21 protein-coding genes and 2 pseudogenes are annotated in these 20,874 nt (G+C 70.4%); 13 read left to right on the top strand and 10 right to left on the bottom strand.

Going from position 1 to position 20,874, the window contains the following annotated elements; all coding sequences use genetic code 11:
- The first annotated feature begins 434 nt into the window (after positions 1–434).
- The 3 genes and pseudogenes from MKK84_RS35960 (at position 435) to MKK84_RS18085 (ending at position 2,198) form a co-directional block, all read left to right on the top strand.
- Positions 435–1,434: pseudogene (locus tag MKK84_RS35960) on the top strand (helix-turn-helix domain-containing protein).
- A 177-nt stretch (positions 1,435–1,611) separates the two neighbouring features.
- A complete protein-coding gene (locus MKK84_RS18090) occupies positions 1,612–1,839 on the top strand; it encodes a hypothetical protein (RefSeq protein WP_243922216.1) in 228 nt (75 codons plus the stop codon).
- A 5-nt stretch (positions 1,840–1,844) separates the two neighbouring features.
- Positions 1,845–2,198 carry a hypothetical protein gene (locus MKK84_RS18085; protein ID WP_243922107.1) on the top strand — a complete coding sequence of 118 codons (354 nt, stop codon included), beginning with the start codon at positions 1,845–1,847 and terminating at the stop codon, positions 2,196–2,198.
- Here MKK84_RS18085 and MKK84_RS18080 read toward each other — a convergent pair.
- The 3 genes from MKK84_RS18080 to gpmI all read right to left on the bottom strand — a co-directional run bounded on the left by MKK84_RS18080 (position 2,134) and on the right by gpmI (position 6,723).
- Positions 2,134–3,342, bottom strand: a complete 1,209-nt coding sequence (locus tag MKK84_RS18080) for a GNAT family N-acetyltransferase (protein ID WP_243922105.1) — start codon at positions 3,340–3,342, stop codon at positions 2,134–2,136. The genes MKK84_RS18085 and MKK84_RS18080 overlap by 65 nt on opposite strands.
- A gap of 8 nt (positions 3,343–3,350) precedes the next feature.
- On the bottom strand, positions 3,351–4,766 hold the full coding sequence (locus MKK84_RS18075; protein WP_243922103.1) for a lipopolysaccharide biosynthesis protein: 1,416 nt from the start codon (positions 4,764–4,766) through the stop codon (positions 3,351–3,353).
- 418 nt (positions 4,767–5,184) lie between these two features.
- Complete coding sequence (gpmI, locus tag MKK84_RS18070) at positions 5,185–6,723, bottom strand: 2,3-bisphosphoglycerate-independent phosphoglycerate mutase (RefSeq protein ID WP_409566522.1); 1,539 nt, start codon at positions 6,721–6,723, stop codon at positions 5,185–5,187.
- A gap of 469 nt (positions 6,724–7,192) precedes the next feature.
- Between gpmI and MKK84_RS18065 the strand changes: the two genes are divergently transcribed.
- Entirely contained in the window at positions 7,193–7,510 is a 318-nt protein-coding gene (locus MKK84_RS18065; protein ID WP_243922101.1) for a hypothetical protein, read from the top strand.
- 160 nt (positions 7,511–7,670) lie between these two features.
- Entirely contained in the window at positions 7,671–7,973 is a 303-nt protein-coding gene (locus tag MKK84_RS18060) for a hypothetical protein (RefSeq protein ID WP_243922100.1), read from the top strand.
- 85 nt (positions 7,974–8,058) lie between these two features.
- On the opposite strand, the gene MKK84_RS18055 is transcribed toward MKK84_RS18060, so the two are convergent.
- Positions 8,059–8,439, bottom strand: a complete 381-nt coding sequence (locus MKK84_RS18055; protein WP_243922212.1) for a PRC-barrel domain-containing protein — start codon at positions 8,437–8,439, stop codon at positions 8,059–8,061.
- A gap of 108 nt (positions 8,440–8,547) precedes the next feature.
- Between MKK84_RS18055 and mepA the strand changes: the two genes are divergently transcribed.
- Both mepA and MKK84_RS18045 read left to right on the top strand, forming a co-directional pair.
- Positions 8,548–9,480, top strand: coding sequence for a penicillin-insensitive murein endopeptidase (gene mepA, locus MKK84_RS18050; protein ID WP_243922098.1), 933 nt, complete (start codon positions 8,548–8,550; stop codon positions 9,478–9,480).
- A gap of 49 nt (positions 9,481–9,529) precedes the next feature.
- Positions 9,530–9,694, top strand: a complete 165-nt coding sequence (locus tag MKK84_RS18045; protein ID WP_243922096.1) for a hypothetical protein — start codon at positions 9,530–9,532, stop codon at positions 9,692–9,694.
- Between the two features lie 30 nt (positions 9,695–9,724).
- Here the strand turns inward: MKK84_RS18045 and msrA are convergent, their stop codons facing one another.
- Entirely contained in the window at positions 9,725–10,381 is a 657-nt protein-coding gene (gene msrA / locus MKK84_RS18040) for a peptide-methionine (S)-S-oxide reductase MsrA (RefSeq protein ID WP_243922094.1), read from the bottom strand.
- 263 nt (positions 10,382–10,644) lie between these two features.
- Complete coding sequence (locus tag MKK84_RS18035) at positions 10,645–10,965, bottom strand: PetM family of cytochrome b6f complex subunit 7 (RefSeq protein WP_161392694.1); 321 nt, start codon at positions 10,963–10,965, stop codon at positions 10,645–10,647.
- A 157-nt stretch (positions 10,966–11,122) separates the two neighbouring features.
- Here MKK84_RS18035 and MKK84_RS18030 point away from each other — a divergent pair, with 157 nt between their 5' ends.
- Complete coding sequence (locus MKK84_RS18030) at positions 11,123–11,806, top strand: HAD family hydrolase (RefSeq protein ID WP_243922092.1); 684 nt, start codon at positions 11,123–11,125, stop codon at positions 11,804–11,806.
- 394 nt (positions 11,807–12,200) lie between these two features.
- On the top strand, positions 12,201–12,503 hold the full coding sequence (locus MKK84_RS18025; RefSeq protein ID WP_243922090.1) for a hypothetical protein: 303 nt from the start codon (positions 12,201–12,203) through the stop codon (positions 12,501–12,503).
- A 76-nt stretch (positions 12,504–12,579) separates the two neighbouring features.
- On the opposite strand, the gene MKK84_RS18020 is transcribed toward MKK84_RS18025, so the two are convergent.
- On the bottom strand, positions 12,580–13,305 hold the full coding sequence (locus tag MKK84_RS18020) for an invasion associated locus b family protein (RefSeq protein WP_243922088.1): 726 nt from the start codon (positions 13,303–13,305) through the stop codon (positions 12,580–12,582).
- A gap of 106 nt (positions 13,306–13,411) precedes the next feature.
- Positions 13,412–13,684: a hypothetical protein gene (locus MKK84_RS18015; protein WP_243922087.1), complete on the bottom strand. Its 273-nt coding sequence runs from the start codon at positions 13,682–13,684 to the stop codon at positions 13,412–13,414.
- 455 nt (positions 13,685–14,139) lie between these two features.
- On the opposite strand from MKK84_RS18015, the gene MKK84_RS18010 reads away from it, so the two are divergent.
- A complete protein-coding gene (locus tag MKK84_RS18010) occupies positions 14,140–14,964 on the top strand; it encodes a hypothetical protein (RefSeq protein WP_243922085.1) in 825 nt (274 codons plus the stop codon).
- Here the strand turns inward: MKK84_RS18010 and MKK84_RS18005 are convergent.
- A pseudogene (locus tag MKK84_RS18005) lies at positions 14,952–15,443 on the bottom strand (AAA family ATPase). The gene MKK84_RS18010 and the pseudogene MKK84_RS18005 sit on opposite strands and share 13 nt — an antisense overlap.
- A gap of 201 nt (positions 15,444–15,644) precedes the next feature.
- A complete protein-coding gene (gene argH, locus MKK84_RS18000; RefSeq protein WP_243922084.1) occupies positions 15,645–17,024 on the bottom strand; it encodes an argininosuccinate lyase in 1,380 nt (459 codons plus the stop codon).
- 42 nt (positions 17,025–17,066) lie between these two features.
- Here argH and tlpA point away from each other — a divergent pair, with 42 nt between their 5' ends.
- The 3 genes from tlpA to MKK84_RS17985 are packed head-to-tail and all read left to right on the top strand — an operon-like array spanning position 17,067 to position 20,785.
- The gene (gene tlpA / locus MKK84_RS17995; RefSeq protein WP_243922082.1) at positions 17,067–17,708 is read left to right on the top strand and encodes a thiol:disulfide interchange protein TlpA; all 642 of its coding nucleotides are present in this window, start codon (positions 17,067–17,069) and stop codon (positions 17,706–17,708) included.
- 57 nt (positions 17,709–17,765) lie between these two features.
- The gene (gene nhaA / locus MKK84_RS17990) at positions 17,766–18,968 is read left to right on the top strand and encodes a Na+/H+ antiporter NhaA (protein ID WP_243922080.1); all 1,203 of its coding nucleotides are present in this window, start codon (positions 17,766–17,768) and stop codon (positions 18,966–18,968) included.
- A gap of 59 nt (positions 18,969–19,027) precedes the next feature.
- The gene (locus MKK84_RS17985; protein WP_243922078.1) at positions 19,028–20,785 is read left to right on the top strand and encodes a carbamoyltransferase; all 1,758 of its coding nucleotides are present in this window, start codon (positions 19,028–19,030) and stop codon (positions 20,783–20,785) included.
- The last annotated feature ends 89 nt before the right edge of the window (positions 20,786–20,874 follow it).

The following is a 20,874-nucleotide window of genomic DNA, read 5'->3' as shown; positions in this document are numbered from 1 at the left end:
CGTGAGGCCTCATAGGGCCGCGGGCGGCTGCGAGGCAATTGGACTTGGCGCCAAGATTGGCGCCAAGACCGGATCACGCACGGTCGGTGCCTTGCGTACACCATCGTCCCGGACGTCTTGCATGAAGCGATGAGGCCGGCTCCCGGACCGCACGCCGCAGCCGCAACGAGGCGCGGCGCGGCGAGCAGACCGGTCGCGGTATGCTAACGACGCTCGGCGCATTCGAGGCGAAAATATTGTACTTCGCGATATATTGGCTGAAATGAACTGGCTGAAAATTGAATTATATCCAACAACAGCGCAATCGATAATACACACCGACCCAATAGAACAATGTTAATTAATTATTATTGATCGTGCAAAAAGTATACAGTATGACGCTCTCCAGCCGACACGCCGGGTGGCGGTGTACAGCCTTCACGCTCTGACTTCACATGCAGACGCTCTTCTCGACGGGTGGAGTGCATCCCAAGAATGCCTTCCGCCGATGGCGGGAGATGGTCTGCGAGCGGCTGGTGCCGGCCGACCTGCGGACCCTCGACGACGTCCCGTTCCAGGGCCGGGTGGATGTGACGGGCATCGGACCGCTGCTGATCTCGCACTTCTCGCACACGGCGATGCGAACCGAGGCGACGGCCGAGACGGTCCGGCGCAACGGCCGGCACGACCGGGTTTACGCGGTCCTGCGGCTTTCCGGCCAAGATACCATTCAGCAAGGCGACCAAGAGGCGGTGAGCCGCGCGGGTGATTTCGTCGTCGTCGACGCTCGCCCCGCCGTCACCAGACGGAGACGGGCAGCGCCCTGGTTCTCGACCTGCCGCGCGATCGTCTGGAAACCGCACTGGGGCCGTCCCGGCTGTTCAGCGCCCTCAGGGTCGGGGGGACCTCGCCTCCACGATCCTGGCGCGGACGTACATCCAGGAACTGATAGCCGTGGCCGACCGGCTCGGACCCGACGCGGCGACACGCATGACGTCGATCGGGATCGATCTGATCGTGGCGAGCCTCGCCGAGCGGCTCGCGCAGGAGGTTCCGCGCTCCACCCACGGCACCGTCACGCTCCAGCGCGCCAAGGCGTATATCGAGGCCAACCTGAGTGATCAGACCCTCGACCCGCCCCAGCTCGCCGCCGCGATGGGCGTCTCCCTGCGCCGCCTTCAGGAACTGTTCCACGAGCGCGGCCGGCACATCTCCGACTATATCTGGGAGCGCCGCCTGGAGGTGGCGGCCAAGCGCCTGATCGACCCGGCCTGTGCCCACCTCTCGATCGGCCTGCTGGCCTACGGCAGCGGCTTCGCCAGCCAGGCCCATTTCGCCCGCCGCTTCAAGGAGCGCCACGGCCTGACGCCGACGGAGTTCCGGCAGGCGTCCCGGCAGACCCGGCCCGATGCGCGACCCCGGGGGCGACCCGCGCGCATCCAGGGGCTCAACTGAGGGCTGCAGCGGCGGCGCGTCCCTGGGTCGCTTCGCGCGGCAGCCGAAGACCGTGTTGAAGGGATCGCCCGGCGCCAGCCCCCGGATCGTGGTATCGCGCCCCGGTCGGACCACGCGATCCGGAGACCGGACCCCGCCGGGTCCGGCAACCGAATGCCCTCGATCAGGCGGATGCCCTTGCGCGAAACCTTCCACATCGAAGTCCTCGGACCGGAGCCGGGCGAAATCCAGACGCGGATCTCGGTGCGGGTCGGCAGCCTGGAGACCGCGCAGGAGCGGGCGCTGCGCCTGTTCGCCCGGGCCCGGGTGCCGCAGCGTTCGGGCGAGCCGGCCGAGGCCGTCCGCGTGATCGACGGCGCCGGGCGCGAGGTCTTCTACCGCACGCGGTTCGACTCGGGAGATTGAACCGGATGCGTGTGCTGATCCTGCCGGGGCTGCTTCTGCTGGTCTGCGGGCTGTTCCTGCGCAGCTACACCCTGCCGCCGGCCCCGGACCGGCGGGGCGGCACCACGCTGATGCTGAGCTGGCCGAACCGCCCGATCTTCGGCAGCCCCCGCGCCGATTGCATCGCGGGACCGTCCGACCAGCCGGTCCTGCCCTGCCTGATCGCCTCGGTCGCCCGCGCCCGCGACGACGGGATCGTGCTGGTCCAGCTCCCCTTCAGCCCGACCTGCTACGACCTGTCCGGGCGCGTCGCCGTCATGGGTCGCGATCCGGCGCAGACCCAGGCACGGCTGGCGCAGATCGCCCGCTTCGGCTGGTAAGCCGCCGGCCGGTGAGGCGCGCCTGGGCGACGCGCTCCCGGAGACGCTCCAGCGCCCGGGCCACCGGGAACAGGGGATCGGGCCCCGCCGCGACCAGAAGGTGGGCGATCGTCCGCCGCTCGGTCCAGAACAGCGAGCCGAGGGCGAAATCCGGCGGCGCGCAGGAATCGATCCGGTCGAGCGCCCACCCGCCGGACGCCACCGTCTCGGTCAGGCGGTGGACCAGCTGGATTCCGGGGGCGGCCTCCGGCTCCGCCTCGTCGTGGGCGATCTTCAGCACCCAGGCCTCGGAGCCGGTGACCGGCAGGATCAGGGAGGCGAGCGTCCGATCCGCCCGGCGCAGGCGCGCAATCCGCACCCGCCCCTCGGCCCCCAGATCGGCCAGGGCGGCGCGCAGGAAGGCGACCTCCGCCGGCCGTTGGCCGAGGCTGGTGCCGGCCCGGCCCTTCCAGCCGGCCGCTTCGAGGGCGACGTGCTCGGTGAGCGCCCGGTCGAGGGCGGCGGGCGCGTCGAGCATCTCGAGCGCCACGGCGCCCTCCGCCTCCAGGCGCGCATGGGCCCGGCGCAGCTTGCGCCGCCGCTGGCCCGAGAGGTGGCCGAGATAGGAGGCCCGCACCTCCGGGGCGTGGGCGCCGAGGTCGAGCAGGCCACGCCTGTGCGGCCAGTACGCGGCACGGGCGGCGCCCCGCGCCGCCAGGAGATCCGCGAAGAGACCGTCCGCGGGGGCGTTCGGCAGGAGGAGTCGCGGCGGCAGGCCCAGCGCCCGGGGCGCCGCGAGGAGGCCGGCCAACGCCGCCTCCGGTTCGGCGCCGTCGAGGAGCGGAGCGCCGAAGGGGCAGTAGCCGTGGGTCCAGCCCATCAGCACCGGCAGCGGCAGGCCCCAGCGCCACCGCGCGACCCGGAACGGCCAGGCGGCGCGGAATCGCGCGCCCGGTGCCTCGGGGGGCCGGTCGGCCACGATCAGCAGGCGCACCCCGGCGCCGAAGGCGTCGCGGGCGGCGAGCGCGTAGCCCGCCTCGTAGAACGGGTTCCGGATGGCGGATCCGTCCCCCAGCGCCCGCCAGGCCGGGATCCAGGGCGCCGCCGGATCGAGGGGCCGGATCGCCGCGACGAGGCCGTGCGGGAGCGTGGCGGTGTCCGGCATGGGATCCGTCAGGCCGCGAGCCGGTGCCGGATCGCACCGGCGAAGCCGAGCACGTCGTAGCGCCAAGCCGCCGCCCCCGCGCCGACGGTGAGCAGGACCATGCGCAGAACCTGCCCCGGCACCATGAAGCCCCCCGGCATCAGCCCGATCCCGGCATTGACGGCCGCGCAGGCCGCCGCAATCCCGGCGATGCCCGCCATGTCGGCGAGCGGCAGGGGCATCGTCGTGCCCTCCCGCCGGGCGCCGAACACCAGCACGAGGCAGGCCGCGCTCTGCCCGCCCGCGAAGGCGAGCGCCGCCCCAGGGGCACCGAAGGTCGGGATCAGCAGGAGCGAGAGCGCCGCCACGGCCGCCAGCGTGGCGAAGGCCGCCGCCGCCTCCAGCCCGCTGGTCCGGGTGAAGTAGATCACCTGCCCGAAATAATAGGCGCGGAACATCATCAGGATGCTGGCCAGGATCAGCACCGGGGCGAGGTGGCGCGCCTCGGCCCGGTAGTCGGGCCCGAGCAGCACCGTGACCACGAGGTCGTCGAAGCACAGGAAGAACACGGCGCCGAAGGCCGCCACGAGGGTCATGGCCCGGGCGGCATCGCTCAGGACCCCCGCGGCGGCGGCCATGCCGCCGGTGCGCGCCTCCCGCTTGGCGAGCGAGATCAGCGACAGGGCGATCGCCTCGCCGAACACGATGAAGCTCTGCCGCAGGAAATCCGCCAGCGCCCCGTAGGCGCCGAGCCCCGCCGGTCCCACGGTCTTGGCGATGATCAGCCGGTCGAGGCTCTGGGCCAGCGCCGCGGTCCCGAAGGACAGCACCAGCGGCCAGCCATAGGTGAACAGGCGCAGGGCCTCGGCCCGGCTGCCCCGCCCGGGCATCATCGGCGCGATCGTGGCGGCGGCCGGGAGCGAGGCGAGCGCGTTGGCGGTGGCCACCGCGAAGGCGAGGTCGAGCGGATCGGCCGAGAGGTGCAGGGCGAGGCTGCCGAGGCCGAGGATCAGCACGGCCCGGGTCATCACTGAGGCCGCGACCGCCCCGACTCGCAGGCGGGTGCGGGCGATCTCGGTCGCGCCTTCGAACAGGGTGGTGCCGCAGGCAAGCGCCAGGACCGCCGCCGCCATCCGCCCCGGGACCAGCCCGAACCCGGCCGCCAGCGCGCTGCCGAGGCCGGCGAGCAGCAGCGTGCCGGCCAGGATGCGCACCACGGTGCCGACCTGCGCGGGCTCGCGGGCCTCGTCGTAGAGGGCGAAGAACGCGAATTTGGGCCACTGGCAGGTCGCCCCATAGAGCACCAGCGCCCAGGACAGGACGTACAGGTAGGTGCCGTAGCTCGCCGCCGGCGCCAGCCGGGTGAACACCGCCACCGAGGCCATGTTCAGGGCGGCCGCGAAGCCGCGCGAGCCGACATAGATCAGGCTGTGCCGGGCGATCATGTGCGGTGCCGGGGCGCGACGCCCCCCTCTCCCCGCGTGCGGGGAGAGGCCCGCATGGACCTCGTCGTCCAGGCGGTAAGCGGAGGCGCAGCCGAGGCGGCGGTGAGGGGGCGGCTCCAGAAGAGTCTCATCCTCAACCGCCCCCTCACCCTCGGCTGCCGCCTCGCTTCCTGCCCCAACAAGGGGGCAGGAAGCCCTCTCCCCGCAAGTGGGGCGAGGGGGAGAGATGCGCCCAGCGTTGGCGCGTTGGGCAAAATGGGATTTCGCAAACTCGCCGCGAGAGACGGTAGCGCGCGCGGATCCCGCACAGTCACAGGCCAACCCAGCCCCGCGCTAATACAAACCGGTCCCACGGCGGGACATATGGCAATAGCCTGAGGCATGACGGCCTGAGCAGTGCAGCCGCCATGCCGGACCATCAGCCCGCCCGGCGGATCAGGGACGTGCCGGTCATCTCGGGGGGCTGTGCGAGGCCCATCAGGTCGAGGAGCGTCGGCGCCACGTCGGCAAGCCGGCCATCGGCCAGCGACACCCCATCGACGCCGACCAAAGCCACCGGGACCGGGTTGAGCGTGTGGGCGGTGTGGGGCTCGCCGGTCTCCGGATCGCGCATCGTCTCGCAATTTCCGTGGTCGGCGGTGACCAGCAAAGCCCCGCCCTGCGCGGTCACCGCCTCGACCACGCGACCGAGGCAGGCATCGACCGTCTCCACCGCCTTGACGGCGGCGGCGAGGCTGCCGGTATGGCCGACCATGTCGGGATTGGCGAAATTCAGGATGATCAGGTCGTAGCGCCCGGAGCCGATCGCCGCGACGGCGCGGTCGGTGAGTTCCGGCGCCGACATCTCCGGTTGCAGATCGTAGGTCGCAACCTTCGGCGAGGGCACCAGAATCGCGTCCTGGCCCTCGAACGGCGCCTCGCGGCCGCCATTCATGAAGTAGGTGACGTGCGGGTACTTCTCGGTCTCGGCCATGCGCAACTGCGTGCGCCCGGCCCGGGCCACGGTCTCGCCCAGCCCGTTCGGCAGGTCGAGGGTGCCGAACAGGGTGTCGGCGAAGGCGTCGAGCTCGACGCTGTACTGGACGATGCCCAGGGCAGCGGCGAAGCGGATTGTCCGGGAGCGGGGAAAGCCGGAAAAGTCCGGGTCGAGGAGCGCGTCGAGGATCTGCCGGGTCCGGTCCGCGCGGAAGTTGAAGCTCAGCAGGCCGTCGCCGTCCCGCATGCCGGCATAGTCGCCGATGATGGCGGGCTTCATGAACTCGTCCGAGACGTCCTGCGCGTAGGCGGCGGCCACCGCCTGCCCGGCCCGGGGGAAGCGGGTCCCGCGCCCCTCGATCAGGGCGTCGTAGGCGATCGTGAGCCGCTCCCAGCGCCGGTCGCGGTCCATGGCGAAATAGCGGCCGCACAGGGTGGCGATGCGTGCGCCCTGCGGCAGCGCCTTCTCGACGGCGGCGACGCAGGTGGCGGCGGAGCGGGGCGGCATGTCGCGCCCATCGGTGAAGCCGTGGAGCCGGACCGGGATGCCGGCCTCGACCAGCACGCGCGCCAGCGCCACCGCGTGGTCTTGGTGCGCGTGGACGCCGCCCGGCGACAGCAGCCCCATCAGGTGGCAGGTGCCGCCCGTGGCGCGCAGGGCCTCGATGAACCGGGTCAGGGCAGGATTGCGGGCCAGCGACCCGTCCGCGATGGCCGTGTCGATCCGCGGCAGATCCTGCAGGACCACCCGGCCCGCGCCAATATTGAGGTGGCCGACCTCGGAATTGCCCATCTGACCTCTGGGGAGCCCGACATCCGCACCGAAGGTCCGCAGCCGTGCCTGGGGGCGTTCCCGCATCAGCCCGTCGAAGACCGGCGTCCGGGCCTGGTGGACAGCGTTGTCGGCGATCTCGTCGCGGAGGCCCCAGCCGTCGAGGATCACGAGCATCACGGGGCGCGGGGTGCTGTCGGGCACGATCATGACTCTCCTGGGCTTCCGGCACGCGGCCGGATCCTGCGGGCCGGGCGAGGCCGTCCCCTTTGCGGGTGTCGATAATCGGCTTGGCCGCGCGAGACCACAGCCGAGGGGGCCGATCCGTCCACGACTCCTTGAAAGCGTCGGGATTCTGACAGGCTCGATTACGCAGACGCGCGTGCGCCGCCCGACCCGCGGCCGGACCGGATACCGGCTCGGCGCGACCGAAGATCCTCCGGAGGGCTGCGGTGGTACGGCCGCCGGGGATCGCCGCCGGTTGCAATCACCCGGTAGAAACCCGTGACCGGCCCGGCATGGATCCGGGGTTTCCGGCTGGGGGAAACTTGACGGAATCAGAGCCCGATCCGCCGGTCCAAGATGTCTCAGGGGAAACGGCCTGCGGAACAACTTGGCCGATTGCAACGCCTTCGCGTTCTGTTAGCCTGCCGGATGTAATCGACAGGGATTGTCCACCGTGGCCTCGACCGAGATCGTGAGTTCCGAGACGAGCGCGGATCTGGCACTCGATATGGTCGGCCGTGCTTACTTGGCCATGGCACTTCTCTACGAAACCGCCCACCCGGGCGAGTTCGTCGATGTCCAGCGGAAGATCCGTGCGTTCGTCGAGGACAATTTCCGGATCGCTCAGGAATCGAGCCGGAGCGGAACCCTGTCTGCCGGAACCGTCGAGAATGCGACTCATCTTGTGAACAGCGTGCTGGCCGAGGCGGAAAACAAGATCGCGACAATGATTCGGCCTTCCCGACACGGGCGCAATCAGATGATGACTTGATATCGCCAGCCGATATCTACATGTGTTGCAGTCGAGCCATAAGCCCCCAATAAACGTTCCCACACCCCGAAGCGCCGCAATAACAATAGCTTAGAACGTCGACAGTCTTAACGGGGCATGTTAACTGTCGATTGGACAGCAATAAAATTTAAAGCGCAGCATGGATAGCGATGATTGGGAACAGGCCGCGAGCCGGGCGGATGTCGCGCTGGAGATCTTGGTTCGGGCCTACCACGCTCTTGCGGTCGTCTACGAGCTGTCCAACCCCGGCGCCTATGCGACGCTTCACAGCCAGATGATGCCGTATCTATGCGACGGGCGCGGCCTTCGGGCGCGGGACTGCGCCGGATCTCACACGGCCGAGCTCGTGACCTCCGCCCTGGAACAGGTCCGCTGCGCGCTGAACGATATCGGGTCCGACGTCGCGGCCGTCCGAAGCCGCCCGGGGGAAGTCCTCGGTTAGAATTCCGGGACCGCGGTACGCGATAGTTTCGCAACCACAGCCGCGCTCGACACCCTCGGATGGACAACCTCCATAGCAAGGGCACCTAGATCCCCCAGCAGGGTACCGCGTCGTAGTAGCGGTGGATCTGCTCCTCCCAGGCGCCGTCCTCGGCCGGATCGGTGCCCTCGGGGGAGCGAGCCGGGGCGGCGCGCCACTGCTCTTCCGTGAGGTCGAGCACGTAGGCGTCCTGCAGGAGCTCGAACCGGAGCACCGACCAGGGCAACGTGTAAAAATCTTCGCCAAGCCCCAGGAAGCCGCCGAAGCTCATCACCGCGTAGGCGACCCGGCCGGACATCTTGTCGAGCATCAGCCGCTCGATCCGGCCGACCCGGCTCCCGTCGGGCCGGCGCACATCGGTGCCGATGACCCGGTCGCTGGCGATCAGGCGGCGGGGTTCCCGCGGGGCAAGCGGACCGGTCGCCAGCGTGGGCGCCTCCCGCTAGGTCGCGCGTTGCCCGAAAAACGCCCTGGGCGTGGGCCACGTTCCGGCACGCACCCGCACCCGCGCTCCCAGACGGACGACCATCACCGCATGCCGATGCCGCGCCTCGCCTCGTCCTTCGCCCCGAGCCTCGCGCTCGCCGCCCTGCTCCTGCCGGCCACCGCACAGGCCCAGGATCGCGGCAGCGTCGCCCCGAGACCCCTGCCGCCGCTGGAACATCCGGACGCGCCCTCGACGCCCGCCAAGGCGCTGTTCGGGCGCGTGACGAAGGCCACCGCGGGACCAGCCCACATCTATGGGTTCTACGCGAAGGGCTGCTTCGCGGGCGGCGAGGCGCTGCCGCTCGACGGGTCGAACTGGCAGGTCATGCGCCCGTCCCGCAACCGGATGTGGGGCACGCCGCATCTCGTCGATTTCGTCGAGCGCCTGTCGCAGAAGGCCGCCCGGGTCGGCTGGCCGGGGCTGCTCGTCGGCGACATGGCCCAGCCCCGGGGCGGTCCGATGATCACCGGCCACGCCTCGCACCAGATCGGCATCGACGCCGACGTCTGGCTGACGCCCATGCCCGATCACCGCATGAGCCGGGCGGAGCGCGAGGAGACCTCCGCCACCGACATGGTCCGGCCCGACCGGCTCGACATCGACCCGCGCGTCTGGACGCCGACGCACCTGCAATTGATCAAGCTCACCGCCGAGCAGCCGGAGGTGGAGCGCATCTTCGTCAACGCGGCGATCAAGAAGGCCCTGTGCCGTGACGCCGCGGGCAGCCGCTGGATGTCCAAGGTACGCCCGATGTACGGGCACAATTACCACTACCATATCCGGCTCGCCTGCCCGGCCGACCAGGAGGATTGCCAGCCGCAGGGCGCCCCCTCGAGCGGCGACGGCTGCGAAGACCTCGGCTACTGGTTCTCGGACGCGGTGTTGCACCCGAAGCCCCCGAAGGTGCCGCCGAAGCCCAAGCCCGCCATGACCATGGCGGCGCTCCCGAACGCGTGCCGGGCGGTGTTGAAGGCACCGTGAGACGATCGGGGGGAGTTCACGATCCGGCGCGATGTGCTAACGCCCCGGAATGCCCCGCTGGCTCTTCCTCATCTTCGCCACCGCCATCGCCCTCTCGGTCCTGGGCAGCGTGCTGATCGTGCTGCGCAGCCCGAACAGCACGCCTCCGCTCGTGGGCAACGCTCCCGCCCCCGCCTCGCCGGGCATGCCGCCCAAGCCCGGCGGGAGCCCGTAAGGAGCACCCGGCGGCACGTCCTGAAAAGAATCAGGCGGCGACGCCGGTCCCCACCGGGCAGCTGACGCCGGTGCCGCCGAGGCCGCAATAGCCGCCCGGGTTCTTGGCGAGGTACTGCTGGTGGTAGCCTTCTGCGAAGTAGAAGTGTTCCAGCGGCTTGATCTCGGTGGTCACGTCCGGGAAGCCGCGCTGCCGCAGCGCCTCGGCATAGGCTGCGCGCACCGCCCGGGCGGTCGCCTCCTGGGCGGGGCCGTTCGTGTAGATGCCGGAACGGTACTGGGTGCCGACATCGTTGCCCTGGCGCAGACCCTGGGTCGGATCGTGGCTCTCGAAGAAGATCCGCAGCACCGATTCCAGCGGCAGCAAAGCCGGGTCGAAGGCGACCAGCACGACCTCGTTGTGGCCGGTCTGGCCGGTGCAGACCTCCTCGTAGGTCGGGTTCGGGGTATAGCCGCCGACGTAGCCCACGGCCGTCGCGAACACCCCCTCGGGCAATTGCCAGAACCGACGCTCGGCGCCCCAGAAGCAGCCGAGCCCGAGGACGATCGTCTCGATGCCCGGGGGATAAGGCCCTTTGAGCGGGTTGCCGTTGACGAAGTGGGTCTCGGCCGTCCGCAACGGTGTCGGGCGCCCCGGCAGGGCCTCGGCGGGGTTCGGCATCTCGGGGCGCTTGCGGAACAGGAACATCGGGTTGCCTTCCGGTCTCTGGTTCCGCTCGATATGGGGAGGTATCCGCTTCGGAGAAAGCATCCGGCAGCCGGAGGACATCCGGCTCGACCTGCTACGACTCCCGCGTCGTCGAGCCGGTGCGGGATGCCGGCGGCACGGTCGTCAGCTTCTTCGCCGCGCGGGTCAACGCGCTGACCGCCGGGATCGCACGGCTGGAAGGTGAATGAGGCCAGGGCGCGACACGCCCGCTGATCGAGCCCAGCGGGATCCGGCGTCGCGGCTCAGGGCTTCGTGAGGAAGCCGATCGGCTCGCGGCCCGGCTGGCCGAGCCAGAGCAGGACCGCGCCGAGACCAAGCCCGATCAGCGAGGCCGGCGCCAGGGTGAGCGGCAGGCCCAGCACGTGCCAGAGCCAGGGCGCCGCCCCCTCGACGCTGCCCTGCAGGGCGCCGGCCCGGTCCTTGAACAGGGCGGCGATCACCTCGGAGAGCGGCGTCACCCGCAGGCCGTTATTGGCGATGGAGCGGGCGCCGTCATAGACCAGCGCGACGAAGCCGCCGGCCATCAGCAGGAAGCCCAGGACGCGGACCAGGAAGCGGAACATCGCGGACGTCTTCGAAGCCTTGCGCGCCCGGCTGGCGCCCGTCCCGGGAGTATGGGGCTGGGCCGCCGGTTGCAACCACCGGCGCGTCCGGTTGCCGGTCCGGGGCGCCCGTGTCACAGGCAGCGGGCGGCGGCGGGCCGTGCGGGAACGGTCGGCCTTGGACGCACGCGCGACGTCACTCTCCCTCGGCCTCGTGATCTTCGATTGCGACGGCGTCCTGGTCGATAGCGAGCCCCTCAGCCTCGCCTGCCTCACGGCCGGACTCAACCGGATCGGCGTGCCGATCGACCTCGCCACCGTGCGGGCGCGCTTCACCGGCACCTCCATGCCCTCGATCATGGCGCATATCGCCCGGGACTATGGGGTCACGGCGCCCGAGGGCTTCGTCGACGCGGTCAAGGCCGAGACCCTCGCGCTGTTCGATTCCGAATTGCGGGCGATGCGCGGCGTTGCCGGAGCGGTGGCGGCCCTCGGCCTGCCGCGCTGCGTGGCCTCCAGCAGCGATCCGGTCCGGCTGCGCCATTCCCTGACGCTGACCGGGCTGCTGCCGTTGTTCGGCGCGCACGTGTTCTCCTCGGCGCAGGTGCCGCGGGGCAAGCCCTTCCCGGACCTGTTCCTGTTCGCTGCCGACCGGATGGAGGTCCCGCCCGAGGCGTGTCTGGTCATCGAGGACAGCGTGCCCGGCGTCACGGCCGCCCGAAGCGCCGGCATGCGGCTCGCCGGCTTCACAGGCGGCGGCCATTGGGTCCACGACCCCGCCGGAGCGGACCTCGTGCAGGCCGGCGCCACCCGGATCTTCTCAGATTTTTCCGATCTTGCCGCGGTGATCGCGGAGGCCTGAAGGGTCTCGTCTCCAGGGAGCGGAACCGGGGCCGCTTCCCTCCCAGGCGCAGCTCCCAAAACGGAAATCGATTCCGTTGACGGTCCGTCGCGCATCGCCATCTTGGGTGGTGCCGATGCGGATTCGCTCCCGCGTCGGTCGCGGTGATTTGAGAAGCGTAGCTTGCGCCGCGTCATCAAACGCTAAAGCACTGCGACGGCCTGTGTGCCGCGCGGTCCTTCAGTCTGGAGGACATCCGATGTCGAAGAGACCCCCGGTCGACCACCCTACGCTCCCGAACGTGCCTTGCTGCCGCGCCCGACACCGGCGCTGTCGACGCTAGCGCGCCGACCATCATCCAGCAGTCATCGCGATCCGGCATGGCTTCACGCCGGCCCAGGGAGTTCCAAGTGCCATGCACAGTCTCTTTGCAGAACACACGCCCGGAGAGGGCCTGAAGGCGGCCGATCCGGCCACCATTCCGTTGCCCGGTCCGGCCGGGCCGCCGCGGGTGATCGAGATCGGTGAGATCACCGCCGGGATCGCCGTGCCCGAAGGGCGCGGGGTCCGGTTCTTCTCATCCGCCCGTGATTTCGATGGGCTCGACGGCACCCTCTTCCGGACCGCCGAGCAGGCGACCCGCGCGGCCCGGGAGCGCGTGCGCCCCCGGGCTCACCCCGGCGCCGGGCAGGAGCGGGCCCAACTCCGCCGCGCTTGATCGGTGCATCGCAACACCCCTCCGCCGAAGCAGCCGACACGCTTCGGCGGAGGGTGGATCGTCCGGTCGGAGCGCGCTACCGCCCGCATTCCTCGCGGGTGCGCTTCATGGCTTCGGCGAAGCCGCCGAGCGCGTACTCGTCGCTCGTGGGATTACCGCGCATCGACGTGGTCTTGATGATGAGCTTCGGGTTGCGGGTGCTCATCTCGGAGACGACCCGGGCCTCCTCGGCCGGGTTTTGCAGCCATGCGTTCCCGTCCTTCACCACGAGGCCGTAGCGGCTGCTGCCGAGGTTGAGGCTCGGGTCCGTGGGGGTGGCGGCCGAGCCGGGTTTGACCTGGGAGGCCGCGGGCTTCGACGGGAAGCCCAGCATCACCGCCACCTCGTTCTGGACGTTCTCGCCCTTGCGCACGCTGACGAACAGGTAGGCGGTATCGCGCTTCAGGGTCCTGGGCGAGCGGGCCTGCGGCTGCGCGATCGCGTAGCAGAGCTTGGTGCGGCCGTCGCCGTTCACGAACACGTTCCAGTCGCCGAAGATCGCAACCGGTGTGGCCTGCTGCATGCCGGGGGGGGTCACCGCCCTCCTCTCGGCCCGGGCCGCCGGCCGCTGGCGGCCGCGCCGACGCCCACGCTGGGCCGGGGCCGCATCGTCGCCACTGGTATCGACCGCGGCGTCCTGCGCCCACGCGACCGTGGCAGACAAGCCCGGGGCGCCGAGCAGACCTCCGAAGACACCGGTGACGAGACCGGATGAGAGCAGGACGAGAGCTCCGAGCGGGAGCAGACGTGGAGCGCGGACCATCTTCACTTCCTGACGGCGGGCGGCCCTTTCGAGGGCCGAACCGGGGTTCAGGATTAGTGAAGCTTGCGTAAAACGTCTGCAAGATGGCGAGAGAGCGCCATCCGCATCAGATCGCGCGTGCCTCCACGGCCTGCGCGGCGATCACCACCGCTGCGGCCGCAACCGGTTCACCGATGGCCATCGGAACGGCGTTCGGTTGCGCCGGGACGGCCTGCTTGCGGGGCGGATCGTTGTAGGGGGTGTTGTAGCCCTTGCGCACGGCGGCCCAGTAGACCTCCCGGGTCAGGCCGGAACCGGTCAGGGCGGCATCGATCATCGCCGTCGCCCGTGCCGCCAGATCCGACACCTCTTCCGGCTGCAGCCAACTCTCGACAGGCATCCTGCGCACTCCGTTCCACACGGCAAAGCTTGTAGCGGGTCGGACTTAGCCAGATGGTGAACGCACGGCCTGGCTGATGGTTGCGCCGCACAATTTTCTTCGCCGCCTGTGGGTAAGCGGGATGGCGCTCACGCCGCCCGGGCGTGAGCCGGGGCCAGTCCTCCCCACCGGGTTTTTGTCATCATGAATTTGTGGACCACGTGAAGAGACTTCCGGATATCTCAGAGATCTAGCTTTCACCTGGAACTATAATTTGCCCTAGATGGAATCTTATGGTTCAAGAGACTCAGAACCTCGCCAAAAAACACGTATCCTATTTCCAAATGACGCAAACTTATCTCGCCATCCGGATTACTTGACTTGCAAATCCGGCGTCGATGCGGGACCATTTCTTTGCCGCATCGTATGAGTCCGTCATTCAACACAGGGCCGCTCCCACGGGCGGTGGAGCCGTCATGGTCGGAGCCGTGAACAGAGTGCTGCCGGTCCTGCGTTCCGCGACGGCGGTGAGGGACCCGGCTCCCGTCGAGCGCCGGGCGCGGGACGACGCCCGCACCGACCCTACCCTGGAAGCCCTGCGCCGCGCGCGGCGGGCCGAGATGGAGAGCCTGCTCGCATCCATGGCCCCGGCTCCGCCAGGAGCGCACGCCATGGCGGCCCATACGCTACAGGAGGCGGAGCGGAAGCTCGCGCGGCTCAAGGCGGAGGCCAGGGCGGCAGCGGCCTCCGGCGACCGGAAGGCGGCCCGCCAGATTGCCCGGGATCTGGCCGTGCTTGCCCGCGTGATCGCCGAGGCCGCCCAGGATTACGCCGTCGCGGAGGCGCAGCCGGATGTCGTATCGCCCGCCCTGGCCAAGGCCGCCGCCCGGATGAACGCCCCATCCCGGGCCGGAGACGCGATCGACGCGGGATCCCTGGTTGGAAAGGCGGCCTCGGCCGCCGCCGAGGTGACGCAGGACGCATCGGAAACCGGGGCACCGGACACGGCAGCGTCGCAGAAGGCCGACGGCGAGATCCGGCAGCCGGTGGATTCCGGAACCGCACCCGACAGCGCTTCTCCGCGTGGATCGGGCAGCCCGGGCGATGAGGACATCCTGATCGAGGCCCATAGGCTGTTTGAAGAAGCCGTGGACTGGCTGCACGCGATGGCGGCGTTGATCAGCAGGCGGCCGAGCCGGGCAGGCCAGACGGAGCCGGACGCGCCGATTCCGGTCTGGCCTTTGGGACTGTCCCTGCATTCCGCAAGCGCCCCTCGACCGGTCGCCTCTCACGGCCGGTGAATGACGAGATCGAAGCCTTCCTCCGGCGCGGGTGGGACGAAATAGCGGCTGAACAGATCGAAATCCGCCTCCGTCACCGCGAAGTCGTGCGTGCCCTCGGCGTTCCGCCGGCGCAGGCGGGCCTTGCAGACAGAAACGGGTACATTGAGGACGTGGAGCTGGTGCGCGACACCGGCCGCCTCGAACAGGGTCCGCATCCACGCCCGGCTGGCGACGGTGTTGGCCGGAAAGTCCAGCACGACCGAGATCCCGAGGCGCAGCAGGGACACGATATGCGGCCCCATGGCGTCACGCAGCCGCGCCACGTTGCGGGCGTAGTCGACGAGACAGGTCTACGCGCCGGGATAGAGCCGGGCGAGCCAGTGATTTTCTGCGATCACGACGGTGTCGGGTTCCTGCCCCAGGCGAGCGGTGAGCGTCGATTTTCCAGCGGCGATCTTGCCGCACACGAGGTGCAGCGTCGCGTGCTTCACGGACATGGCGAGGGACCTTGGGAGCGCGGACCGAGGCCGCGGAGGCGTTCACGTGCGGGATCGCCCGGCCTGACGAATCAGACCGGGTACCGAATTCGACCCCGAATCGCGGTCCCCGCGCTGTGAACACACAAGGTCGTGGGCGAACCGTGCCATCGACCGGCCGCCGTAACCAGGGGGCGTCCTACACAGGGCGCCCGGATCCGATCAGCCGAGCCGTTCGATCCAGCCCTGGGCCTGCCTGCGCACGTTGTCGGGCGCGGTGCCGCCGTAGCTGGTGCGGCTCGCCACGGAATTCCCGACACCCAGCACCGCGTAAACCGCCTCGGTGATGCGCGGCTCGGCCTCCTGCATCTCGAGCAGCGAGAGTTCCTCCAGCCCGACGCCCTTGGCCGAGGCGACGCCGACGAGGCGGCCGGTGACGTGGTGGGCCTGCCGGAACGGCAGGCCGAGTTCGCGCACCAGCCAGTCGGCGAGGTCGGTGGCAGTGGCGTAGCCCGAGCCGGCGGCTTGGCTGAGCACCGCGGCGTTGGGCTCGAGGTCCTTCACCATGCCGGTCATAGCGGCGAGGCACAGGGACAGCGCCTGGAGCGCGTCGAACGTGCCCTCCTTGTCCTCCTGCATGTCCTTCGAATAGGCGAGCGGCAGCCCCTTCATGACGACGAGCAGGCCGGTCAGCGCGCCGATGATCCGGCCGGACTTGGCCCGCACCAACTCGGCGGCGTCGGGGTTGCGCTTCTGCGGCATGATCGACGAGCCGGTCGTGTAGCCGTCCGACAGCCGCACGAAGTTGAACTGCGCCGAAGTCCAGACCACCAGCTCCTCGGCAAAGCGCGACAGGTGCACGGCGCAGATCGAGGCGGCGGCGAGCGATTCCAGGGCAAAGTCGCGGTCGGCCACCGAATCGAGGGAGTTGGCGGTCGGCCGGTCGAAGCCGAGCGCCGACGCGGTGGCGTGCCGGTCGATCGGGAAGGAGGTGCCGGCGAGCGCGGCGGCACCGAGCGGGCACTCGTTGAGCCGTGCCCGGGCGTCGCGGAACCGCCCCCGGTCGCGGGCCAGCATCTCGACATAGGCGAGGCAATGGTGGCCGAAGGTCACCGGCTGGGCCGATTGCAGATGGGTGAAGCCCGGCATCACGGTCTCGGCGTGCGTCAGCGCCTTCTCGGCCAGGGCGCGCTGCAGGTCGGCGGCCTGCTGGTCGAGGGAATCGAGGGTGTCGCGCACCCAGAGCTTCATATCGGTGGCGACCTGATCGTTGCGCGAGCGCGCCGTATGCAGGCGCCCGGCAGCCATGCCGACGATCTCGGTCAACCGGCTCTCCACCGACATGTGGATGTCTTCGAGCTCGCGCTTGAACACGAAGGTCCCGGCCTCGATCTCGTCGCGCACGGACTTGAGCCCGGCCTCGATCGCGGCCACATCGTCGGCGGGAAGGATGCCGGCCTGGCCCAGCATCGCCACATGCGCCAGCGAGCCGCGGATATCCTGGGGCGCGAGGCGCTTGTCGAATCCGATGGAGGCGTTGATCTCCTCCATGATCTCCGCCGGGCCGCTCGCGAAGCGGCCGCCCCACATCCGGTTGCTCATGTCGATCCTTCCGCGCCCTGAACGTCCCGGCAGGCAAAGCTGATGCCCAGCCGCACACCCATCCTGGCCGGCGCAGGCGTCGCCGCGCTCGCCGTCCTCGGGATCGCCCTATACGGGAGCGGTCTCCTGCCCGGCAACACGGGCGGGGCGCTCCAGCCCTGCGCCGCCGCCAAGCCGGCACTCGCCCGGGTCGACGCCGCCGCGAAGGGCGAGGTCGCCGCCATGCAGGCCCTGCCGCAGGCCCGGCCCGCCCCCGAGATCCGGTTCAAGGGGCCGGACGGCACCGAGACCGGGCTCGCCGACCTGAAGGGCCGGCTGCTGCTGGTCAATCTCTGGGCGACCTGGTGCGCCCCCTGCAAGGCCGAGATGCCGGCGCTCGACCGGCTCCAGGCGCAACTCGGCGGGCCGGATTTCCAGGTCGTCGCCATCAACGTCGACACCCGCAACCTGGAGAAGCCGCCGGAATGGCTGAAGCAGGCTGGCATCCACGACCTCGCCTTCTATGCCGATCCCGGCGGTCGCGTCCTGCCGGCGATCCAGCGCGACACCCAATCCCCCGGCCTGCCGACCACGATGCTGATCGACGCGCAGGGCTGCACCCTCGGGGTGATGAAGGGGCCGGCGGCGTGGTCGAGTCCGGATGGGCTGGCGCTGATCCGCGCGACTCTGGGGCGGACGTCGTAGAGACTCTGAGCCCCGGTCCCTTGCCCGCGCCCCCGATGCGCGGCAAGCCCTGTCGCGATGACATCGCCCGCACCCCACCGTGCCCCGCCGAGGCGCGGCCCGCGCCCCCTCTCGGCCATCCGTGCGCTGCTGGCCAGCGAGGCGGCGGGTGGGCTGATCCTGATGGGCGCGGCGGCGCTCGCCCTCGTCGTCGCCAACGGGCCCTTCGCCGAGACCTACGCACACGCACTCCACACCGCCCTCGGGCCGATGAGCGTCCAGCACTGGATCAACGACGGGCTGATGGCCGGGTTCTTCCTGCTGGTCGGCTTGGAGATCAAGCGCGAGGCGCTGGACGGACGGCTGCGCACCTGGCCGGACCGGATGCTGCCCGGCTTCGCGGCACTCGGCGGCATGGCGGTGCCGGCCGGATTCTACGCGCTCGCCAACCTCAGCAGTGACACCCTGCGGGGCTGGGCGATCCCAGCGGCCACCGACATCGCCTTCGCGCTCGGTGTCCTGGCACTCCTCGGGTCGCGGGCGCCGGTCTCCCTGAAGATCTTCCTCAGCGCAGTGGCGATCATCGACGATCTCGGCGCCGTGCTGGTGATCGCACTGTTCTACAGTTCCGGCCTCGACCTCACGATGCTGGGACTGGCCGCCCTCGTGGTCGCCGGCCTCTACGGACTCAACCGAGCCGGCGTATCGTGGCTTCCCGCCTATCTGCTGCTCGGCCTCCTGCTCTGGGTCCTCGTGCTGCGCTCCGGGATCCACGCGACGATCGCGGGCGTGCTCCTGGCGCTCACCATCCCGATCCGGGTCAGCCCGGGTCGCCCCGAGGATGCGGAGTCGCCGCTGCACCGGCTGGAGCACGCGCTGGCGCCCTGGATCACCTATCTCGTGGTGCCGATCTTCGGCTTCGCCAATGCGGGCGTGAACCTGACCGGCCTGACCGGCGACGCGCTGCTCCAGCCCGTGACGCTCGGCATTGCGGCCGGCCTGTTCCTGGGCAAGCAGGCCGGCGTGTTCGCGAGCCTGCGGCTCGCCGTCGCGCTCGGGCTCGGGCAGCGCCCGGCCGGCGCGGGGTGGGGGCAGGTCTACGGCGTCGCCGTGCTGTGCGGCATCGGCTTCACCATGAGCCTGTTCATCGGCGGCCTCGCCTTCGCGGACCCGCAGCACGAGACCGCCGTGAAGCTCGGCGTGCTCGCGGGCTCCGCGCTGTCGGGGCTCATGGGCGCGGCGATCCTCCTCCTCGCCCGGCCCCGCGCCGCCGCGGCCTGAACCCGTCCGCGCGGCCCCGGCTTCGCGGCCCGGGCAGAAATGCGCTACCCCCTGCTGGCATGCGCTTCTATCTCGGCCTCGCCACCACCTTTCACGATCCCGCACTCGCGCTGGTCGGGCCCGACGGCACCCTGCTCTTCGCCGAGGCCGCGGAGCGCTTCCTCCAGTACAAGCGCGCGCCGAACTGCGAGCCGGACGCCCCGGCCCGGATGGCCTCACTGCTCAAGGAGCACGTGCCGCCGGGCTCGGAACTCGTGATCGCCTCCACGTGGGGCACGCAATTCAGCGACTTCCTGCGGGGCCAAGCCGGCGCCGGCGCCTTCGACCTGATGGCGCTCGCCGCCCACACCACCGCGCTCAACCGCTCCTTCGTCCCCGAGCAGGCCGAGCGGGTGTTCATCGCCGATCTCCACGGCGCGCAGGAGCGGGCCGGCCACGGCACCCTGCTGGCGCTGAACCAGGAGGCGCGGGTCACCGCCGCGGCGCCCCGGGCAACCATCGCCGGGCAGCGGCGCTACCCGCACCACCTCTGCCACGCCGCCTACGGTCTCTGGAGCAGTCCGTTCACTGAAGCCACCGCCCTGGTGGTCGACGGCATGGGCGAAACCGGCGCAGCCGCGATCTACCGGATGGAGGAGGGCCGGATCACCGAGTTGCGCCGCCATCGCGGGCGCGGGTCGCTGGGCTTCCTCTACGGGCTGATCACCGATCTCGCCGGCTTCGATCAAGTGAAGGGCGAGGAGTGGAAGATCATGGGGCTCGCCCCCTACGGCCAGCGTGATTCGGAGCTGGCCGCCCTGCTCGCCCGCCTCTGCACGGTCGAGGACGGTCGCCTGCGCTATGCCGCCGCCGAGACGATCCGGGCCGTCGCCGAGGAGGTCCGCGCGCGTCGCCCGGCGGATGCCCTGGAGAACGGCTGGGCCGATCTCGCCCGCTGCGGCCAGGATCTGTTTGGCACGCTCATGGACGCGCTGGTGGCCGAGGCCCAGGCACTGGCACCGTCCGAAAACCTCGTGATCGCCGGCGGCTGCGGGCTGAACTCGTCCTACAACGGCCGTGTGCTCGGCCGGTCCGGGTTCCGGCGGCTGCACGTTCCCTCGGCGCCGGCCGACGACGGCAACGCGGTCGGGGCCGCGTGGCTCGCCTACGCGGAGGATCATCCGGACTGGGCCGGGCCGCCGCGCGAGCAGCGCCCGCTCACTCCATACCTCGGCTGCTCCGTCTCCACCGCCTCGATGGAGCGCCTGGCCGAGCAGGAGCCCCGCGCCCGGCGCGTCGGCCACGCGGCGGCGACGCAGGCCGCGGCCCGGATCCTGGCGGAGGGCGGCCTCGTCGGCTGGGTACAGGGCCGGGCCGAGTTCGGGCCCCGGTCGCTCGGCAACCGCTCGATCCTCGCGGATCCGCGGCCGGAGGGCGCCAAGGACGCGCTCAACGCCAAGGTGAAGTACCGCGAAGCGTTCCGGCCCTTCGCCCCCTCGATCCTGGCCGAGGCCGGGCCGGACTGGTTCGAGGATTACGCCGACAGCCCCTATATGGAGCGCACCCTGGTCTGGCGGGAGGCGGTCCGCGCCCGCGTGCCGGCGGTGGTGCACGCAGACGGCACCGGCCGGCTCCAGAGCGTCACGGCCGCGCGCAACCCGGCCTACGCCGCTCTGATCACGGCCTTCGCCGCAATCACGGACGTGCCGATCCTGCTCAACACCAGCTTCAACATCATGGGCAAACCGATCCTCCACAGTGCGGAGGACGCGATCCTGATGTTCTACACCACCGGCCTCGACGCCCTCGTGGTCGAGGATTGGCTGGTGGTGAAATGAGACGCGCCGCGCCCCGCGCCGGTCTCCCTCCCCCGTGCGAGCTACGGGCTACACCGATCCGATTCGATCGGTTCGGGTTGTCGGCCTTT

Origin of the sequence: Methylobacterium sp. E-065 (assembly GCF_022829605.1) — a bacterium.
GTDB lineage: Bacteria > Pseudomonadota > Alphaproteobacteria > Rhizobiales > Beijerinckiaceae > Methylobacterium.
The sequence above is the reverse complement of the archived record's forward strand: the minus strand, read 5'-3'. Positions and strand labels throughout refer to the sequence as shown.